Below are 15,610 nucleotides of genomic sequence, written 5' to 3'. Positions count from 1 at the left end.
CCCGTGCGAGTCCCCCTGGCGATCGGCGCGGCGCTGCTGCTCGGCGCCGCACTCCTCCCCGTCCCCGCCACCGCCTTTCCGGCGACGAGCAAGGCGACCGTCCTCAACCACCTGCGGTCGATCACCGGCACCGGCATCGTCTCCGGCCAGCACAACAAGGAACCGGCCGGCTCCCCCGGCCAGTACACCCGGCAGGTCTACGACGTGACCGGGCAGTGGCCGGGCCTGTGGGGCGGCGACATGATGTTCCGCGCCGACGACGTCGCCAACCGGCAGCGCGTCGTCGACCAGGCCCGGCAGGAGTGGGCCAACGGTTCACTGGTGGCACTGACCTGGCACGCCTGCTCCCCCACGGTCGGGCGGACGTGCGAGTTCGAGGGTGGCGTGAAGACGCAGATCTCGAACACCCAGTTCCAGCAGATCGTCACCGGCGGCACCGCGCTCAACCAGACGTGGCGCAGCCGGATGGCCGAGGTGGTGCCCTATCTGCGGCAGCTGCGCGACGCCGGGGTGCCGGTGCTGTGGCGGCCGTTCCACGAGATGAACGAGACGTGGAACTGGTGGGGCGGCCGGCCCGGCGCGAACGGCGGCGCGAAGATCTACCAGCAGATGCGCGACTACTTCGACAGTCAGGGCCTGACCAACCTGATCTGGGTGTGGAACGTGCAGGACAATCCGGCCGGCGGATGGTCGGGTTACTACCCGGGCGCCGGCTACGCCGACGTGGTGTCGCTCGACGTCTGGTACAAGGGCCATCCGTCGGCGGGTGACTACCAGCAGATCCAGACGATCGCGGCGGGTAAGCCGATCGCGATCGCCGAGATGGGGAAGGTGCCGAACGCTGCTCTGCTGACGTCGCAGACGCGGTGGGCGTACTTCATGGTCTGGTCGGAGCAGTTGCGCGGCAGTAACACCAACGCCGAGATCCAGGCGGCGTACTTCCATCCGCGGGTGCTGAACCAGGGTGAGATCAGGTTCGGCTGACGCCGGTGGTAACGCCGGTGCGGCCGGGGGTCACCCGGCCGCACCGGCCCCCTCTACCCGGTAATGCAGGAGACGATGCGCGGGCGGGCGGAGCTGCTCCCGTTCATCATCGTCGTGAAGCCGAACGTGTTGCCGCTGCCGTTGGGACGGACGGTCAGCGTGCCGCCGTTCGACGTGAAGGAGCCGCTCCAGGTGGTCGTGACCTGCTGCGGCGCGGTGACCGCGACGGCCACCGTCCAGTTCGTACCACCGGCGATCGTGACGGTGGTGTTGTAGCGATCGCCCCAGACCGTGCCCGGAGTGATCGTCGCCGTGCAGGAGCCGGAGGACGGCGGGGGCGAGGACGGCGGCGGTGAGGACGGCGGGGGCGAGGACGGTGACGACGGCGGCGGTGAGGACGGGCCGCCGCTCAGGATCGGGGTCTGCCAGGAGCGCCACTGCGCCAGGTCCCCCTGCTTGCGGGCGGCGATGCGGAACGTACCCGTGCTGCTCCCGGTCTTGAGAAGGAACTTCTGGATGTTCTGCTGGAGCGGGCCGCGCCACTCGGTGCGTGCGGCGCAGTGGGTGCCGTCGCTGACGTCGGACCAGTAGCTGATGGCGCCGCCGGCGCCGAGTGCCTTGTAGATCTCGGCCCCGCCGAGTGCCGCCACGCTGCCGGACCGGGCGGCGAGCCAGTCGACGTGCGGGTTCTCCATGATGAACAGTCCGCGGGGCGCGACCAGGCCGACCAGTTCGTGGGTGTCGACGGGCAGGCTGTTCGGGTTGCCGGTGTAGGAGCCGAACGCGTCGCCGAGCCACGGCTGCTCGCCGTAGGCGCTGCTCAGTGGCTGGGCACCGGATTCGCCGGGTACGCCGCGCAGGATCGGCACGCCGGCGGTGCCCGATTCGATCGGCATGGTGAGGGCGAGCCGCTGGTCGAACGCGCCGGCGGCGAAGGCGCCCTTGCCGTAGCGGGAGCAGCCGGTGACACCGAGCGCGTCGGCGCGCAGGATGCCGCCGCCGGACTGTTCGACGACGTCGATGAGCCGGCTGACGCCCCACGCCCAGGCCATCAGGATGCCGGTGGTGCTGGTCGAGCCGTGGAGGGTGTAGAAGGCACCCTGCTTGGCGGCGCGGCCGGTGCCCTCACGGCCGACGGCGAGCGGGTCGAAGCTGATCACCGCGGCCCCGGCGTTGCGGATGGTGGTGGTGTCGGCGCCGAGGCCGCCGAGGACCACGACCGCCGGGTAGGGCGCGGTGCCGGTGGTGGGCAGCTGCACGCTCGCCGAGAAACTGGCGGTGCGGCCCTGGTCGGTGACGGTGGCGGTGACGGCGGAGCCGGTGACCGTGCCGGAGACGGTGGCCGGGCGGGCGGGTTTCTGGCCGTAGACGTGGCGTTCGGCCATCTCGCGGATCTCGGCGCGGCGGCAGCGCCAGTCGGCGGTGGTGGTGATCCGGGTGCCGTCGATGCGGGTGAACGGGTCGGGCAGCTGGGCGGTGCTGACGGCGGGTGAGGCGGCGACGGGACAGTCGGCGCCGTCGTCCTCGACGGCGGCGGCGCGGGCGGTGGTGGGGACGGCGAGGACGGCCGCGGCGGCGGCGAGGACCGACACCGCGATCATGGTGGCTCTCGTACGGAGCTGTGGCACTGGGGAAGCTCCTTCCTGGGGACGGTGAGAGCGATGGCCGTGACGTTACGAAGATGTATCGGTGAATTCAAGTGCGTAAATGAGTTCACCTCCCGGAAGCCTCAACTGAAACTTTCGCCATTCGGCAGAAGTTCCAAGGCCGCTCCGGAGCACAAAAGATCAGCGCCGGACCCGTTCGGGCCGGCGCTGATCACGGGAGAGCGGGACTACCGGGCGGCGAGTTCCCTCGACACCCGCTGGAACAGGTCCTCCCACCGGGCGGCCACGACCGGCATCCCGTAATCGGAGGCGGTCACCCGGGCCGCCGCGCCGAAGGCCGCCCGGTCCTGCGGGCTGTCGATCAGGCGGGACAGGCCGGCGGCCAGGCCGGGCACGTCTTCGGCCGGGATGAGCAGGCCGTTCACCCCGTCCTCGACCACGTCGGCCGGGCCGGTCGGGCAGTCGTACGACACCACCGGCAGCCCGGCACCCATCGCCTCGAGAAGCACCATCGGCAGGCCCTCCTTGCGGGAGGAGAGCACGAACACCGACGCCTTGGCGAACTCGGTGTCCAGAGTGCGCGACAGGCCCCGCAGCTTGACCACGTCACCGAGGCCGTGCCCGGCGATCTGCTCGGTCAGCGTCTTGCGCAGTTTGCCCTCGCCGAAGATGTACAACCGCCAGTCCGGGTGCCGGCGATGGACCTGCACCCAGGCCTCGATCAGCAGGTCGAAGCCCTTCTGCTGGAACAGTCGGCCGGCGGCCACCACGACCTTCGCCCGCTCGCCGCCGGGGGCCGCCTCGCGGGGCGGGATGCCGTTCGGGATGCGGGTCAGGTTCACCGTGTCGCCCACCGCCGCGCGGTAGGACGCAAGGTCCGCGTGGGTCAGCACGGTCACCGCGTCCAGCCGGGGGTAGGCGCGGACGATCTGGGCCTTCAGATTCGGCTTGTAGCTGTTGAAGTTCATGTGGTCCTGACCGATCCGGATCAGCCTGCGCGGCCCGAACCAGGCGGACAACAGGTTCAGCGCGGGCCGGGTGCTGATCAGGATCCCGTCGCGCTGGGAGCGCATGTAGCGGATGATCTTGAGGTCGACCATCGGGTCCCAGCGGTTGTACCGGAAGTCGTTGCCGTGCGGCAGCGGGTTGGGCAGCATCCGCGTCCGGCGCAACAGCCGGCGGCGGCGTTCCGGCTTACCGGTCCATCGGGAACCGTCGTTACGAAGGCCGGTCACCGAGACCAGCCGCACCCGCGGATCCAGCGGGAACGCCGGGGTCTCAGCGGTCCGGTACACGCTGGCGATCTCGACGTCGTGGGTGGCACACAACGCGTTGGCCTGATTGAAGACCGTACGGATCGTGCCGCCGACCCCGTACGCGTTGTGGAGTAGGTACCTGATCTTCACGCGCACAACCTAGATACCGCTGTCAATCAGCTGTGCCCCGGACCATTCGCCCCCGCGCATCCTCACCCCATCGATCTCCGCAAGCACGTTCACCACCGACCGCAGAACCCTATTCATGTTCACCGCGCCCGGCCATCGCCCGAGTCGCCGCCGTCACCCCCCGGCCGGGCATCGACACCGGCCCGGTCCGCCGTTACGGTACGGATCCGTGAGCAGGATTCTCGTTCTCGGTGGCGGCGGTGTGACCGGCATCGCGTGGCATCTCGGGCTGCTCTGCGGCCTGCACCGGGCCGGGGTGCCGCTCGGCGACGCCGACACGATCATCGGCACGTCCGCCGGGTCGGTCGTCGGCACCCTCCTGGCCGCCGGCGCCGACGTCGAGGCGGCCGTCACCCGGCAGCAGGTACCCGCCGAACCGGCCCGCACCGGGCCCGGCCGTGGTGGTGAGTGGCTGACCGCGATGGCCGTGCTGCTCGACCCCTCGGTCCCGGCACAGCAGGCCCGCGCGCAGGTCGGGGCGATGGCCCTGGCCGCCGGCCTGGACGAGACACGCTATCTGGCCCGGATCGCCGAGCTCCTGCCGGTGACCGAGTGGCCGGCCGGTGACCTGCGGATCGTGGTCGTCGACGCGGCCGACGGACGCGACGTCGTGCTGGACTCCGGGGCGGGTGTGCCGCTGTTGCAGGCGGTGGCGGCCAGTTGTGCCGTACCCGGTCTGATGCCCCCGGTGACCATCGGTGACCGCCGCTACATCGACGGTGGGGTGCGCCTCGGTGCCGGGGCCGACCTGGCCGCCGGTGCCGAACGGCTCGTGGTGATCGCCCCGCTGGCGATGCTGGGCCGGGAGCGGATCGTCGAGGAGATCGCCGCGACCGGTGCCGGGAAGACCCTGCTCATCGAACCGGACCAGGAGTCGCTCACCGCGTTCGGCCCGAACTTCATGGACGCGTCCCGGCGTCCCGCCGCGGTGCTGGCCGGCCTGCGTCAGGGCGAGACCCTCGCCGAGGCGGTACGGGCCGTCTGGTCATGACCGGGGCCGCAGACCGCGCGGGTCGGGCCCGGCACCGGTTCAGTGACTCCGGGTCCGCGGGCTGAGCAGCCCCGACTCGTAGGCGAACACCACCAGCTGCGCCCGGTCACGGGCCCGCAACTTGGTCATCGCCCGGTTCACGTGGGTCTTCGCCGTCAACGGGCTGATCACCATGGCGGCGGCGATCTCGTCGTTGGACAGGCCGCGCGCGGCGAGGACGACCGCCTCCCGTTCCCGGTTGGTCAGCTCGGCCACGAACCGGTTCACCCCACCGCCCGGGGGCTCACTGACGTACCGGCTGATCAGCATCCGGGTGATCGACGGGGCGAGCAGTGCGTCGCCGCGGGCGGCCACGCGTACCGCATGCAGGAAGTCGTCGGGGGTGATGTCCTTGACCAGGAAGCCGGCCGCACCGGCCCGCAACGCCTGGAAGACGTGCTCGTCGTCGCCGTAGTTGGTGAGGATCACCACGCGGACCCCGGCGAGAGCGGGATCCGCGGCGATCTGCCGGGTCGTCTCGATGCCGTCCATCACCGGCATCCGGATGTCGACGAGCGCCAGGTCCGGCAGCCGCATCCGGGCCAGGTCGACGCCCTGCCTGCCGTCGCCGGCCTCGGCGACCACCTCGATGTCGTCCTCCGCGTCGAGCAGCGCCCGGAAGCCGCTGCGCAGCAACGGCTGGTCGTCGACCAGCAGCACCCGGATCATCCGACCCGCTCCAGCGGCAGCTCCGCCTGAACGGTGAAGCCGCCCTCACTGCGCGGGCCGGCGAGCAACCGGCCGCCGAGCGCGGTCACCCGCTCCCGCATGCCCTGCAATCCGATCCCCGGCACCGGTGTCACCCCCGGTCTCGCGGCGCCGTCGTCGTCGACCCGGATGGCCAGCGCATCCGGCCGGTAGTCGATGCGGACGGACGCGGTCGACGCCGCGGCGTGCCGGGCGGTGTTCGTCAGCGACTCCTGCACGATCCGGTACGCGGTCCGCCCCACCGCGTCCGGCACGTCGGCCCGCTCCCCCGCGATCGTCAACTCGGTGCGCAACCCGATGCCCTCCACCCCGGCCAGCAGTTCCGCCAGCTGGTCGAGGCCGTGCGGCGGCGCGTCACCGTCCTGCCGCAGCGTGTCCAGCGTGGCCCGCAGCTCCCGCGTCGCGGCCCGGCCCGCCTCCCGGATCGCCACCAGCGCCTCCGGCACCTGCTCACCCCGCTTACGCGCCAGATGCACCGCGACCTCCGCCTGCACCTTGATGATCGAGATCTGGTGGGTCAGCGAATCGTGCAGCTCGCGGGCGATGTGCAGCCGCTCCTGCGTGGCCCGCAGCCGGGCCGTCTCCTCGCGGGTGCGCTCCGCCTCGTCGGCGCGCCGCTCGGCCTGCCGCAGCGCCTCCCCGGCGAAACCGGCGGCGACCAGCCAGGCCAGCTCCAGCACCCCACGGGCCTGCGCGAGCGCCTCGGTGACCGCCGGCTCGGCCGGCGACGCCAGGAACGCGAGCGGCAGCGCGGCCAGCATCCCGACACCCGCCCCGACGGTGACCGCCCGATGCCCGGCCCGGAAACCGCCGTAGACCGCGACCAGGAACGCGAGCGCCGGCACCGCGAACCCGGCCACGGTGTACCCGACGACGCAGACCCCGGTGACGACCAGCACCACGATCGGCGCCCGGCGCAACGCGGCCAGCGCCAGCCCACTCGTCACCACCAACAGGCAGGCGAGCACGTCCCGGACGGTAGCCGGACGCTGCTGGGTGAGCACGGAGGTCAGCACCACGCCGGTGACCCCGATCGCGATCAACCAGTTCGCCGTCCGCATAAACGCACCCTAACGCCGGTCAGGGCGAAAAAATGTACCGCAAATGCAGTAGAAGCCGGTGATCGTACGATCGGAGAAGTCCTCGACCGCACCCTCACCGCCCCGCCCGCACCCCGCCGGCGGCAGTTGGGTCAAGGCCGCGACGCGGCCGCCGGGCCGGTTGCCCACTCACCATGCGAACGCGTCCCGGAAATCCCGGCGCAACGCCGCGAACTGCCGTTTCGACAGATACGACGGATTCGCGGCCTGCGGCTGCCGCAGCACCTCGAGCCCCGCCAGCTCGTCGTGGGCACGGAGTTCCGCCCGGCCGATCCACGCCGACGGGTCGGCGATCGTCAGGTCCAGCGGCAGTTCCCAGCCCGCACCGTCCGCCTGCCGCCGCGCCGGGCCGAGCAGCCGCCCGCAGCCCCAGAGGCCGTAGGCCACGTCGCGCCGCCGGCTCCCGCTGCCCCAGAACAGCACCGGCTGGCCGGCCGCCATCAGCTCCAGCCGGTAGCTGCGCCGCACACACCACCGGTCCACCCGCGGCTGCCGGGCGAACCGGCCACCCAGATCGGCGTGGTCGGCGTTGCCTTTGATCAGCCACGCCCCGAGATCGTCCGCGGTGATCAACTGGGCCCGGTCAGCCACGCTCACGGGCGGCCGCGTCACGGGCGACCGAGTCACGGGCGGCGTTGAACACGGCGTTGCTGCTGCCGTGCGCCGGCGTGTCCGCGGTGGGCTCGGCGTCCACCGGCATGTCCTCCGTCTCGTCGGCACCGGTGACGTGCTGGTCGGTGCTGGAACCCGCGTCGGTGCCCGGTTTCTCGTCCACGACGATCTCCTTCCGGTCGGACCCCTGCGATACCCGCCGGATCGGCGCCGAATCCCCGGTCCGGCCGTCAGCTGCCCAGGATCGGCAGCGCCTCACCGGGCCGGGGCTCACGCCGCCGATCCAGCCAGAACAGATAACCACGCAGGTAGGCCTCCAGGCCGCCGTCGAGGTAGGCGACGAAGTCCCGGTGCCCCCGGGCGGCGTCCTGATAGAGCCCGGCGTACTCGGGGCCGCCGGCGAAGCCCCACTCCGGATGACCGTCCGCCGCCCAGTCGGCGGCGATCCGCACCGCCCACTCCCGCACCCGGCCCCGCTCGCGCCACCACTCGCGGACCCCGTCCACGGTCCAGTGGTCGTCGCCGTCCCACTGGTAGCCCCGCCAGTGCTCGACCTGGGCGGCGCCGATCAGGGCGGCGGTCTCGCCCTCGGTCACCGGCTGCCGGTGGACGAACTCCGACACGGTTCCGTCGCCACGGTCGCCGTCGTAGCAGATGTTGTTCGGCGCCTCGCCCCGTCCCAGGGCCATGATGTCGGTCTCGGCCGCGTAGAAGGGACCGGGAACGTTGCGCCAGTTGCGCTGCTCCCAGAGCCCTTGGAACAGGTCCGCGGCGATCAGGGCGCGGTCGTCCAGCACACGCCGGGCGGTGGGCAGGGGATCCCAGTAACCGATCATGACCCGATCCTCGCCCATGGCGCCCGGTGATCGTACGACCACCGGATCGGACGGTAGGGAGGCGCCTGCCCGGGGTAGCCCTCAGCGGGTGAGTGCCGAAACGTCTGCCGTTCCCGCCGCGCCGCCGTCGGCGTGGGCGCCGTTGCGTGTCGCGGCGTTCCGTAGTCTGTGGCTGGCGCTGCTGGCCAGCAACATCGGCACCTGGATGCAGACCGTCGGGGCGCAGTGGCTGCTCGTCGAGGAGTCCGGGACGGACACGCTGGTCGCCGTCGTGCAGACGGCCAGCACCCTGCCGATCGTGCTGCTGGCGCTGCCCGCGGGGGCGCTGGCCGACCTCTTCGACCGGCGGCGGCTGCTGATCGCCGTGCAGGTGTTCCTGACCGGGATCGGCGCGCTGCTCACCACGTTGACGCTGACCGGGAACATGCCGCCGACGCTGCTGCTGACGTTGACGTTCGCGCTCGGCGCCGGGCAGGCGGTGACCGCGCCGGCGTGGCAGTCGGTGATTCCGGAGCTGGTGCCGCGACCGCAGCTGGCGTCGGCGTCGGCGCTGGGCGCGATCAGCATGAACCTGGCCCGTGCCGTCGGCCCGGCGGTGGCCGGGGTGTTGATCGCCCGGACCGGAACGGGTGTCGTGTTCGCTCTGAACACGCTGTCGTTCGCCGTGTTCGCTCTGGTCCTGTGGCGGTGGCGGCCGGCCTCCTCCTCGGCGTCGGGTGCGCCGGAGCGGTTCGCGGCCGCGGTACGGTCCGGTGGCCGGTATGTACGGCATTCGCCGGTGGTGCGGCGGATCCTGCTGCGGGCCGGCCTGTTCCTGGTGCCGGGCAGCGCGTTGTGGGCGCTGTTGCCGCTGGTCGCCAGCCGGGGCCTGGGTCTCGGTTCGGGTGGCTACGGTGTGCTGCTCGGCGCGGTCGGGATCGGCGCGGTGGCCGGTGCGGTGCTGCTGCCGAAGCTGCGGGCACGGTGGTCGCTGAACCGGTTGCTGCTCGTCGCGAGCCTGTTGTTCGCCGGGATCCTGGCGGTGCTGGCGACGGGCCGGTCCACGGTCACGATCGTGGTGGCGCTGCTGCCCGCCGGGGTGGCCTGGGTGATGGTGCTGTCCAGCGTGAACGCGGCCATGCAGCTGTTCCTGCCGAACTGGGTCCGCGCCCGCGGCCTGGCCGTCTACCAGATCGTGTTCGCCGGAACCCAGGCCGTGGGCGCCCTCGTGTGGGGTGTGCTGTCGGACGTGTGGGGTCTGACCGCGGCCCATCTGGTCGCGGTCGCGCTGATGCTCGCCGGTGCGGTGACGCTGCGCTGGTGGCCGTTGCGCGACACCAGCGGCCTGGACCGGGACCCGGCCGTCTTCTGGCCGGAGCCGCATCTGGAACTGGACCCCCGACGACCACGACGGCCCGGTGGTGGTCGTCGCGAGCTATCCGGTGAGCGCCGACCGGGAGGAGGCGTTCACCGAGGCCATGCAGGGGGTACGCCGTAGCCGCCTGCGTACCGGCGCGATCCGCTGGGGGCTGTTCCACGACGGTGAACGCGCCGGCCGCCTCGTCGAGGTGTACGTGGTCCCGAGCTGGGACGAGCACCTGCGCCAGCACACCGGCCGGCTGACCGGTGCCGACCGGGACACCGAGGAGCGGGCGCTGGCGCTGGCCGACGGCCCGGCCGAGGTGACCCACCTGCTGTCGGTGCGGCACTGACCCGGCGGTCCACCCGGTGCGGGTCGCGCATCTGTCCTACATCGACTGTGGCCTATAGAGTCCCTGACATTGAGATTTACTGATCTCTATGGGGGACTGAGAATTGCACATCTTCAGTCAAGGTAACCTCCGCCGCTCGGTGACGGTCCTCGCGATCGGAGCGACCGTCCTGGGCCTCACGGCACCGGGCGCAGCGGCGAAGGCTCCGGACAGCCCGTCCGAGCGGGCCTACCAACAGATCGCCGCACTCCAGGACATCAAGAAGTCACTCACCCCGGCCGAACGCAAACTCGACAGCCGGCTCGCCATCGAGCTGCGCAAACGCACGGGTCAGGCCATGACCAACGCCCTGCCCGCACTCGGGACGGGCGTGCCGGTCAGCAAATCCGGCACCACCGAGGTCGAGGTCCACGCCGACAAGGTGGGCGACGAACTGCTCGACCGGCTGCGCGACGCCGGCGCCGGTATCCGCTTCCCGTCCCCGGCGACCGGCACCGTGCTGGTCGAGGCGCCGCTCACCGCCCTGCCGGAGATCGCCGGATGGAAGGACGTCACCGGCGTCAACCTCAGACACGGCGCGATCACCGCCCGGCAGACCGACCCGAACGCCAAACCCCGAACCGAGTCGAAGACGGCGAAGACGGCCCGGATCGAGTCGGCCCTGCGCGCGGCGACGGCGGCACCGAAGACCCCGGCGGTCACCGCCGCCCAGGGTTCGGTGCTCTCCGAGGGAGACCGCACGCACGCCGCCGACACCGCCCGCACCCGGTACAAGGTGACCGGAACCGGGGTGAAGGTGTGCGCCCTGTCCGACGGGGTGGACTCGCTCGCCGACTCCCAGGCCAGCGGCGACCTGCCCGCCGACGTCGACGTGCTGCCCGGCCAGGAGGGTGACGGCGACGAGGGCACCGCGATGCTGGAGATCATCCACGACCTGGTGCCCAACGCGAAGCTCGGGTTCGCGACCGCGTTCACCAGCGAGGCCAGCTTCGCCGAGAACATCCGCGCCCTGCGCTCCACGGCCGGCTGCGACATCATCGTCGACGACGTCGTCTACTACCACGAGAGCCCCTTCCAGGACGGCGTCATCGCGCAGGCCGTCAATGCCGTCACCGCCGACGGCGCCTACTTCTTCAGCTCCGCCGGCAACGAGGGCAACAAGATCGACGGCACCTCCGGCAACTGGGAGGGCGACTTCGCCGACTCCGGCCGGGGCATCGGCAAGTTCGCCGGCGACGCGCACGACTTCGACCCCGGGCCGGGCGTGCAGGAGTTCAACCCGCTGTCGCCGAACAGCGCCGGCCGGGTCGTCACGCTGTGGTGGGCCGACGCCCTGGTGTCCTCGGCGAACGACTACGACCTGTACCTGATCAACTCGCTGGGCAACGTCACCTCGTTCTCCCAGGACGTCCAGGACGGCGACGACGACCCGTGGGAGATCCTCCAGACGGCGAACAGCAACGGCCAGCGGCTGGCCGCCGTCAAGTTCGCCGGCGCCGACCGCTACCTCCAGCTGTCCGTGTTCCGGGGGCGCTTCACCGACTCGGCCGACGGCGCCCTCAAGGGCTTCTCCACCCCCGGCATCACCCGTGGGCACAACTCGGCCGTGAACGCCTTCTCGGTGGCCGCCGCCCCGGCCAAGGACGCACTGCCGTTCGATCTCGAGGACGGTGACCCGGCGAACCCGGCCGGCCCGTACCCGAACGTGTTCACCCGGCAGACCCTGCCGGAACGGTTCACCTCCGACGGGCCGCGGCGGGTGTTCTTCAACGCCGACGGCACGGCCGTCACGCCCGGCGACTTCTCGTCCACCGGTGGATTCGCCCGGGCCAAACCGGACATCACCGCGGCCGACGGTGTGAGCACCTCGGTGCCGGACTTCCAGCCCTTCTACGGCACGTCGGCGGCCGCCCCGCACGCCGCCGCGATCGCCGCCCTCGCCCTCTCCGGCAACCCGGGTCTGAGCGGCGACGAGATCCGGGCCGCCCTCACCGGCACCGCCCTGGACCTCACCCCGTCGGGTTACGACAACCGGACCGGCAGCGGCGTGATCCGCGCCGATCTGGTGCTGCGCAACACCGGCGCCACCCCGCAACCGCTGGTCCAGCCCGGCACGCCGGCGATCACCCCGACCACCGGGGACGGCGACGCCTACCTGGAACCCGGCGAACAGGCCACCGTCGCCCTCCCGGCGAACAACGTCGGCGACGGTACGGCCACCGGCGTCAGCGTCGTCGTGGACTCCGACCATCCGCTCGCGACCGTCACGCCGCGCTCCCGTTCGTACGGCACCATCGCCGCCGGCGCCTCCAAGACCAGGGACTACACCCTGAAACTGGCTGCCGGTTACCCGCTCGGACGGCCGGTCGGGCTGAAGGTGCGGGCCACCTTCGCCGGTACCCTGTCGCCCACCACCGGCAGCGTGACGGTGGCGACCGGCCGGCCGTCGGCGACGGTGCGGGACTTCGCCTACGCCGGCGCGCCCCTGCCGATCCCGGACAACGACCCCACCGGCGTCAGCGCCACCGTGGACGTCACCGGCGTCGGGTACGCGTCGTCACTCACCTTCTCCATCGACGGCACCGAGTGCAACACCACGGCCGGCGCGACGACCGTGGGCGTCGACCACACGTTCGTCGGTGACCTGGTCGGCACACTCACCGCACCGGACGGGCGCAAGGCCACGCTGTTCTCCCGTACCGGCGGAGGCGGCAACAACCTGTGCCAGGTGGTCTTCGACGACGCCGCCGCGACACCGTTCGCGTCGGCCCTGTCGGCGAACGCACCGTTCACCGGATCCTGGAAACCGAACGACCCGCTGGGCTCGCTGCGGTTGTCCCCGGCGGACGGCACGTGGAGCCTGCACGTCGCCGACCGGGCCGGCACCGACACCGGCACCATCCGGGCGTTCTCCCTGCACCTGACCGGATTCGAGCCGGCCTGACGATCGCCGGCCGGGGTGCATCCGCGCCCCGGCCGGCCATCACCGCTCCGCCCAGCTCACCGCCGTGTCACCGGTGCGGGCGGGTCACGCCGCCGCGTCGCCCCAGACGGCCAGTTCGCCGCGGGCCAGGCAGACGATCAGGTAGCCGTCGGGGCCGGTCACCGCCCAGGACTCGGCGTCCGCGTCGGCGTCGACCAGCAGGCCGGCCCCGCTGACGAAGGTGATCTCCAGTTCTCCGGTCTCCCGGGTCCGCGCCGACCGCACCACATCGCTGAGCAGCGTCGCGATCGCATCCGACGGATCGTCGCCCGGCTCCACATCCGCCGGACCGGCCGGGCCGTCGAGATGGGCCACCGCCTCCATCAGCACCTGGCACCCGCCGGCGAATCCCAGCACGACGGCGTGGCCCAGCCACACGTACTCCAACCGGCGCCCGACCAGAAGGTCGAGCGACCGCCCCTGCCGCGGACGCCTTCCAGCGCCGTTGTCGGCCACCATTACCGGCACCATGAACCACTCCGATCCGGCACGTCGGACAACTGACGGCAGGACCGTAGCCAACACTTTCCTAAGAGGGCCTTAAATCCGGGCGGCTTCGCAAGGATCGGGGTTCCCGCTGAGCCCGCCGGTTTCTGACGGACCGGTCACCGTCGCTGCACGGCGCGGCCCGGTGACGGAGGATCTTCGGCATGGCCGGGGTGCTCAGCGGGTTCACGACGATCTGGGCGATCGCCGCCCTCGGTTACCTACTGGCGCGCGGCCGGGTTCTCGGCGAGCACGCGCCGCAGGTGCTCGCCCGGTTGGTGTTCTCGGTGGCGGCGCCCGCCCTGCTGTTCGTGACGTTGAGCCACACCAGCCTGGACCGGATCCTCACCGGGGCACTGCTCGCCTTCGTCGCGTCCACGGTTCTGGTCGCGGCGGTGTATGTGCTGGTCGCGAAACTGGCCTGGAAGCGGAGCACCGGTGCCACCACGATCGGGGCGCTCGGGGCGTCGTACGTCAACGCCGGCAACATGGGGCTCGCCGTCGCGGCCTACGTGCTCGGGGACGTCTCGCTCGTCGTACCCGTGCTGATCTTCCAGGTCCTGCTCGCCGGGCCGTTCGCGCTGACCGTCCTGGATCTGGCCGGCGGGCAGGGGCGGCCGTCGCTGCGCCGGCTGGCGCTGGTGCCGGCCCGCAATCCGCTGATGATCGCGTCCGGGGCCGGGGTCGTCGTCGCGGCCTCCGGATGGACGCCGCCGGTGCTGCTCCTCGAACCGTTGTCCCTGGTCGGCGCCGCCGCGGTGCCGGCCGCACTGCTCGCGTTCGGGATGTCGCTGCCCGGTGCGCGGCCCCTGCGGACCGGGCCGGACGCGCCGGACCGCTATCTCGCGGTGACGCTGAAGATCGTGGTGCAGCCGCTGCTGGCGTACCTGATCGGCCGGATGATCGGCCTCGACGGGCACGAGCTGTTCGCCGCGGTGGTGACGTCGGCGCTGCCGGCCGCCCAGAACGTGTTCGTGTTCGCGTTGCGCTACCGGGAGTCCGAGGCGCTGGCCCGCGACGTCGTGATGCTCTCCACCCTGGCATCCGCCCTGGCCATGATCGTCGCCGCGCTGTTCCTGACATGACCCGGATCTGTCTTTGAGTAATGGTGAAGACACCCCTTGGAGCCGTAGAGGAGAACCGCGGAAACGGCGTAACGTGTGCGCACTCGCGACGGCGTTTCTAGGGAGCAGCATGCCGCTCACCCCTGCTGACGTTCACAACGTTTCGTTCACCAAACCGGCCGTCGGCCGGGGCGGATACGTCGAGGAGGAGGTCGACGCGTTCCTGGACGAGGTGGAACGCGAACTGGCCCGGCTCATGGCCGAGAACACGGCCCTCAAGGGCCGGGTCCGCGGTGGCGTCGAGGACGACTACGACGTCGATGTCGACTACGACGAGATCCGCGAACTGGCCGCCCGGCTGCGCATGCTGGAACAGGCCCGGGACCGGGCCGAACAGCATGCCCGTGAGCTGGCCGCCCAGGTCGAGCAGGCCCGCCGGGCGGAGATCGCGCCGGTGGACGACAGCCGGCATCTGCGGGTGCTGGCGATGGCTCAGCGGACCGCCGACGAGCATCTGAACGACGCCCGCCGTGAGGCCGAGGACGTCATCGCGGTCGCCCGGGACAAGGCGGAGCAACTGGCCGCCGAGGCGCGGGCGAGAGCGGCGGACATCGAGAACGACGCCCGGCGGCGGCATGCCGCGGCGATGGACGGGATCGCCGGGCGCCGCGCGGAGCTCGTCGAACAGGTCGAGCAGCTCACCGGCCTGGCGATGCACTACCGGGACGCGCTCAGCCGCCACGTGGACCGCCAGTTGGAGGGCACCGAGGGTATGCCCCGCCTGGGTTAGCGCCACTCCCCTTCCTCGGCGGGAGCGTCCGCCGAGGGTTCGAGCGAGGCGTCGTGCACGATCGTGCTGCCGTCCCCCGCACGGGTGCCGTCGGCGGCCACGTCCGGGTGAACCGCGCGCAGGTGCGCCGGCATCTCCGCGTCCGGAATGTCCCGCTGCCCCGGCGGGCACAGATTGCAAGTGGCCATGCCCCTGCTCCCGTCTCGACCGCCCGGCGGTCACCGCCGGAGACGTCACGTCGTCGATCCATTGGACCACCGGCCCGGACGATCCC

The 15,610-nt window shown here is 71.8% G+C and carries 16 protein-coding genes; 7 read left to right on the top strand and 9 right to left on the bottom strand.

What is annotated here, in order from left to right; genetic code table 11:
* Positions 1-3 precede the first annotated feature (3 nt).
* Positions 4-984, top strand: a complete 981-nt coding sequence (locus BC793_RS15515; RefSeq protein WP_170167241.1) for a glycosyl hydrolase — start codon at positions 4-6, stop codon at positions 982-984.
* A 53-nt stretch (positions 985-1,037) separates the two neighbouring features.
* Here the strand turns inward: BC793_RS15515 and BC793_RS15510 are convergent, their stop codons facing one another.
* Complete coding sequence (locus BC793_RS15510) at positions 1,038-2,612, bottom strand: glucuronyl esterase domain-containing protein (RefSeq protein WP_275416183.1); 1,575 nt, start codon at positions 2,610-2,612, stop codon at positions 1,038-1,040.
* Positions 2,613-2,818: 206 nt separating this feature from the next.
* Positions 2,819-3,997 carry a glycosyltransferase family 4 protein gene (locus BC793_RS15505; RefSeq protein ID WP_109593223.1) on the bottom strand — a complete coding sequence of 393 codons (1,179 nt, stop codon included), beginning with the start codon at positions 3,995-3,997 and terminating at the stop codon, positions 2,819-2,821.
* A gap of 208 nt (positions 3,998-4,205) precedes the next feature.
* Between BC793_RS15505 and BC793_RS15500 the strand changes: the two genes are divergently transcribed.
* Positions 4,206-5,027 (top strand): patatin-like phospholipase family protein, encoded by an 822-nt coding sequence (locus tag BC793_RS15500; RefSeq protein ID WP_109593222.1) that lies wholly within the window; start codon positions 4,206-4,208, stop codon positions 5,025-5,027.
* A gap of 39 nt (positions 5,028-5,066) precedes the next feature.
* On the opposite strand, the gene BC793_RS15495 is transcribed toward BC793_RS15500, so the two are convergent.
* From BC793_RS15495 to BC793_RS15475, 5 genes are all read right to left on the bottom strand, one after another.
* On the bottom strand, positions 5,067-5,735 hold the full coding sequence (locus tag BC793_RS15495; RefSeq protein ID WP_109593221.1) for a response regulator: 669 nt from the start codon (positions 5,733-5,735) through the stop codon (positions 5,067-5,069).
* Entirely contained in the window at positions 5,732-6,835 is a 1,104-nt protein-coding gene (locus tag BC793_RS15490; RefSeq protein WP_109593220.1) for a sensor histidine kinase, read from the bottom strand. Before BC793_RS15490 ends, BC793_RS15495 begins: the two co-directional genes overlap by 4 nt.
* Before the next feature lie 168 nt (positions 6,836-7,003).
* The gene (locus tag BC793_RS15485; RefSeq protein WP_239170038.1) at positions 7,004-7,471 is read right to left on the bottom strand and encodes a hypothetical protein; all 468 of its coding nucleotides are present in this window, start codon (positions 7,469-7,471) and stop codon (positions 7,004-7,006) included.
* A complete protein-coding gene (locus tag BC793_RS15480; RefSeq protein WP_239170039.1) occupies positions 7,458-7,649 on the bottom strand; it encodes a hypothetical protein in 192 nt (63 codons plus the stop codon). The genes BC793_RS15485 and BC793_RS15480 overlap by 14 nt, the downstream gene beginning before the upstream one ends.
* 67 nt (positions 7,650-7,716) lie before the next feature.
* Positions 7,717-8,364 carry a hypothetical protein gene (locus BC793_RS15475; protein WP_211340639.1) on the bottom strand — a complete coding sequence of 216 codons (648 nt, stop codon included), beginning with the start codon at positions 8,362-8,364 and terminating at the stop codon, positions 7,717-7,719.
* 46 nt (positions 8,365-8,410) lie between these two features.
* Here BC793_RS15475 and BC793_RS15470 point away from each other — a divergent pair, with 46 nt between their 5' ends.
* The 3 genes from BC793_RS15470 (at position 8,411) to BC793_RS15465 (ending at position 12,957) form a co-directional block, all read left to right on the top strand.
* Entirely contained in the window at positions 8,411-9,799 is a 1,389-nt protein-coding gene (locus BC793_RS15470) for an MFS transporter (RefSeq protein ID WP_307784572.1), read from the top strand.
* Positions 9,744-10,013: an MFS transporter gene (locus tag BC793_RS52665; RefSeq protein ID WP_307784573.1), complete on the top strand. Its 270-nt coding sequence runs from the start codon at positions 9,744-9,746 to the stop codon at positions 10,011-10,013. The genes BC793_RS15470 and BC793_RS52665 overlap by 56 nt, the downstream gene beginning before the upstream one ends.
* A 139-nt stretch (positions 10,014-10,152) precedes the next feature.
* Positions 10,153-12,957, top strand: a complete 2,805-nt coding sequence (locus BC793_RS15465; RefSeq protein ID WP_109593485.1) for a S8 family serine peptidase — start codon at positions 10,153-10,155, stop codon at positions 12,955-12,957.
* Between the two features lie 84 nt (positions 12,958-13,041).
* On the opposite strand, the gene BC793_RS15460 is transcribed toward BC793_RS15465, so the two are convergent.
* Complete coding sequence (locus BC793_RS15460) at positions 13,042-13,467, bottom strand: DUF6188 family protein (protein WP_158319265.1); 426 nt, start codon at positions 13,465-13,467, stop codon at positions 13,042-13,044.
* 179 nt (positions 13,468-13,646) lie between these two features.
* On the opposite strand from BC793_RS15460, the gene BC793_RS15455 reads away from it, so the two are divergent.
* A complete protein-coding gene (locus BC793_RS15455; RefSeq protein WP_109593217.1) occupies positions 13,647-14,567 on the top strand; it encodes an AEC family transporter in 921 nt (306 codons plus the stop codon).
* Positions 14,568-14,676: 109 nt separating this feature from the next.
* Complete coding sequence (locus BC793_RS15450) at positions 14,677-15,336, top strand: DivIVA domain-containing protein (protein WP_109593216.1); 660 nt, start codon at positions 14,677-14,679, stop codon at positions 15,334-15,336.
* Here the strand turns inward: BC793_RS15450 and BC793_RS48815 are convergent.
* Positions 15,333-15,524: a hypothetical protein gene (locus BC793_RS48815; RefSeq protein ID WP_146246295.1), complete on the bottom strand. Its 192-nt coding sequence runs from the start codon at positions 15,522-15,524 to the stop codon at positions 15,333-15,335. The two genes, BC793_RS15450 and BC793_RS48815, sit on opposite strands and share 4 nt — an antisense overlap.
* Positions 15,525-15,610 lie beyond the last annotated feature (86 nt).

The sequence above is a fragment of the Actinoplanes xinjiangensis genome (assembly GCF_003148685.1).
GTDB lineage: Bacteria > Actinomycetota > Actinomycetes > Mycobacteriales > Micromonosporaceae > Actinoplanes > Actinoplanes xinjiangensis.
The sequence above is the reverse complement of the archived record's forward strand: the minus strand, read 5'-3'. Positions and strand labels throughout refer to the sequence as shown.

Coding starts and splice junctions, on each gene's coding strand:
- BC793_RS15490 (WP_109593220.1), bottom strand. CDS start 6,835: ATGCGGACGGCGAACTGGTTGATCGCGATCGGGGTCACCGGCGTGGTG.
- BC793_RS15460 (WP_158319265.1), bottom strand. CDS start 13,467: ATGGTGCCGGTAATGGTGGCCGACAACGGCGCTGGAAGGCGTCCGCGG.
- BC793_RS48815 (WP_146246295.1), bottom strand. CDS start 15,524: ATGGCCACTTGCAATCTGTGCCCGCCGGGGCAGCGGGACATTCCGGAC.
- BC793_RS15450 (WP_109593216.1), top strand. CDS start 14,677: ATGCCGCTCACCCCTGCTGACGTTCACAACGTTTCGTTCACCAAACCG.
- BC793_RS15495 (WP_109593221.1), bottom strand. CDS start 5,735: ATGATCCGGGTGCTGCTGGTCGACGACCAGCCGTTGCTGCGCAGCGGC.
- BC793_RS15455 (WP_109593217.1), top strand. CDS start 13,647: ATGGCCGGGGTGCTCAGCGGGTTCACGACGATCTGGGCGATCGCCGCC.